Origin of the sequence: Enhygromyxa salina (assembly GCF_002994615.1) — a bacterium.
GTDB lineage: Bacteria > Myxococcota_A > Polyangia > Nannocystales > Nannocystaceae > Plesiocystis > Plesiocystis salina_A.
In genome coordinates this window covers 1-3,020 of sequence record NZ_PVNK01000038.1, presented here as the reverse complement: position 1 = coordinate 3,020, position 3,020 = coordinate 1, and the positions used below count along the sequence as shown (strand labels likewise).

Here is a 3,020-nt window from a genome sequence, read left to right as displayed (position 1 = left end):
TGCAACCCCGCGCGTGGGCGGCCGACAGCCTGGGTGTGACTCCCCCGCGATACATCCACGCCCAGCAGACTGCTTTCATCACCTGTCGAGCCGTCGGCCGGAGTTTTCGCTTCGTACCGACTGAAAAAGTCACAGAAACACTCCTGTTCGTCCTCGCCCACACCTGCTCGAAATTCGATGTCTCGGTCCACGAGGTCCTCTACATGAGCAACCACTTCCACCTGCTGATAACCGCGCACACGAAGTGCCTCCCCAAGTTCATGGAGGAGCTCAACTCACTGGGCTCGCGGGCGCTGAACGCTCTGCGGGGCACCTCCGGGACCAACTTCGAGAAAGGGTACGGCCTCGTCGAGCCCCAAGATTCGAAAAAACTCCTCGAGCACGCCGTCTACACCCTCGCAAATCCGTGCTCCAGCGATCTGGTGACCAAGGCGCGGCACTGGAAGGGCGTGACGACGATGAAGATGCGATACGGCGACGAGATCGTCGTGAAGAAGCCCAAATACGGCATTTGGGCGCGGAAAGGGCCAGGGAAGAAGAAGTCATCGAGGAAGCGAAAACGACGGGACTCGCGGCTAGCTTCGAAACGTGACCGCAGCATCATTCCCGAGACAGCGACCTTCCGGCTTGTGCGGCCGGCTGTGCGGCCCGAGTTGACCGACGACGAGCTGCGGGATTTGGTGCTCGAGCAAGTCAGGGCCAGGGAGGACGCGTGCGAGGCGAAGCGGCAAAGGAGCGGGAAGAAGGTCCTCAAGATGCGGCAGGTCAGGGCGCAGCACTGGGCCGCGATGCCCGGGGCGGAGGACTTGTTCGGCGTGCGGCCGACGGTGTCGTCGACGGACAAATGGAAACGCATCGCGGCACTGCAGCGCAAGAAGGCGTTCGAGAGGGCGTATGCAGAGGCGAGGGAACGCTGGCTCAGCGGCGAGGAGGGTGTTTTGTTTCCTGGCGGCACGTGGTTGATGTGGCACCGGTACGCGGCGCAATGTGTTTGTAACGCGTAGCTGAGGCAATGTGTGGGGGTGGGGGTGGGCGTGTTGCCCGCCTGGCGGTGCTGGTTGAGCGGCCGGAAGCGATAGATTACAGGCCAGCTTGCGGCAAAAATCCTAATATGACCTTCGGGCAGGTCACGTTTCGCGAACATGACCTTCGGGCAGGGCGCTTCGTGACCTTCGGGCAGGGCGCTTCGCTAATATGACCTTCGGGCAGGGCGCTTCGTTTCGCGAACATGACCTTCGGGCAGGGCGCTTCGTTTCGCGAACATGACCTTCGGGCAGGGCGCTCGGGCGCTCTCCAACGCGGGCAGGGCGCTCGGGCAGGTCCCATTTAGAGCACTTCCGAAGGAAGTGTCCTACTCCAAGATCGCCGCGCGCAGCTGCGCATACTCCTCCGACAAATAAAAGCTCAACATCGCCGCCACCCGCACCGCAAGATCCTCCAGCCGCCCCCGCTCCCGCTCATCATCACCACGAATCTCACGAGTAACAGTCCCCCGCAACCCATGACTCCCAACCAACGGCCAAAGCGTCAAATACGAAGGATGCACCGCAAACATCGCCCGAACCGCCGCCCGCGGATCCCCACAAGCAACAAGCCCAGCCCGGTCCGCACTCAACTGCATCGCCCGATGAGCCGCAACAACCTGGCTATTATCACCAGCAAGCGAGTGCGCATCCCGCCCAGCGAGCTTCTGCCGCCACCGAGTAATCGCCGGAGCCCCCACCTTATCGAGCAAATGCTTCGCCGGCGCCTTGAGGCTCGTCAATATCGGCGCAGCAACAATTAGCATCCCAAGCCCAGTCAGCCCCAGGTCAACCGTCCCCGCCCAGACTTCATTACTCGTCACGCGGCTGTGTGAGTAGCGCAGATGCGCAAGCTCAGCCGCGACCGCAAAACGCAGCGCCCCCTCGTCGAGGTACGCATCGCTCTTCGGATTCACATGATCCCCCCCGATCAGCAAGAACGACGTCCCCCCCTCATACGCGCGCAACCCGACCGACTTCTCCCCCCGCGAGACAAACACCTCGACGCCCCCAAGCCCGAGGATCACCGTCGCATCCGTCAGCGCCCTCGCCAGCGTCACATTACGCCCGAGGTTAGCCCGCTCGCAGTAGCTCTTGAGCACCGAGCAGTCCGGCACCGCGACCTTCGCCAGCATGCCCTGAAGGCGCCCGAGCACCCCATCGGCTCGGGCCGCGGGATGGCGCAGGAGCTCGAGCTGCTGCGTGTCGAGGGCCCGAACCCGATGCCGCTCGAGCGCCGACGCCCGCTCGGGCTCGGTCCTCGCCAGAGCCTCCGTCTCGCCTCCGTCACTCGCCGGGGCCAGCGGCAGCGCAGCCCCGGCCGCAAAGCCATCGTCATCCAGCAGCTCGCGTACCCGCTCGGCACGGGCGAGCAGCGCCTTGGCCTCCTCGCTGCCCCCCCGACCCCCTCTCAACTGCGCGATCAGCCCCTCAACCCGCTCGCGCACCAGCGGCTGAAGACGCGCGAGCTCGGCCAGCGCCGTAACCTGCCCATCTCCAAGCTGCTGATGCGCCGTCGCAGCGAGCTCATACAGCTCGATCCGAATACGCTGGCCACCGCGCTCGGGCGAGGGCGGGAGCAGATCCTGAAGCTGCTCGCTCGGCAGCAGCTTGCGCCGCGCACCAAGCAATTCCAGCGCGCGCTCCGCGTGGCGCAGCGCGAGCAGATGCTCGACGAGCACGAAGTCGAGCAGCGCCGCGTCCTCGGGATCGTCCTCAATCTTGTCCAGCAAAATCGGACGCAGCTCCTCATGCAGCGGCAGCGCGAGCGCGAGCCCCTCCTGGCCGAGCTCACACAGGTGCTCGACCAAGACCTCGCCAAGCTCAGGCCCAAGCTTCCACTCCCGCCACCACTCGACCAGCGCCTGCGCCGTCGCAGCGTCGGCACCGTCGACGAGATCGCGCAGCGCCTCAAACACCGGATCGGGCAGCGGCTCGCTCGCCGCCCGCGCGACGATCGCCGAGACCTCTTCATCGTCCCCCGCGTCCCCCGCGTCC

Annotated in this window: 2 protein-coding genes; one reads left to right on the top strand and one right to left on the bottom strand. The window is 65.1% G+C overall.

From position 1 onward, the window contains the following. The coding region (locus ENSA5_RS03910; RefSeq protein ID WP_146155297.1) for a transposase at nucleotides 1–1,004 on the top strand (1,004 nt) is incomplete at its 5' end. Nucleotides 1,005–1,351: 347 nt separating this feature from the next. On the opposite strand, the gene ENSA5_RS36975 is transcribed toward ENSA5_RS03910, so the two are convergent. Continuing rightward, nucleotides 1,352–3,020: hypothetical protein (locus ENSA5_RS36975; protein ID WP_181197347.1), on the bottom strand; the 1,669-nt coding region annotated here is incomplete at its 5' end.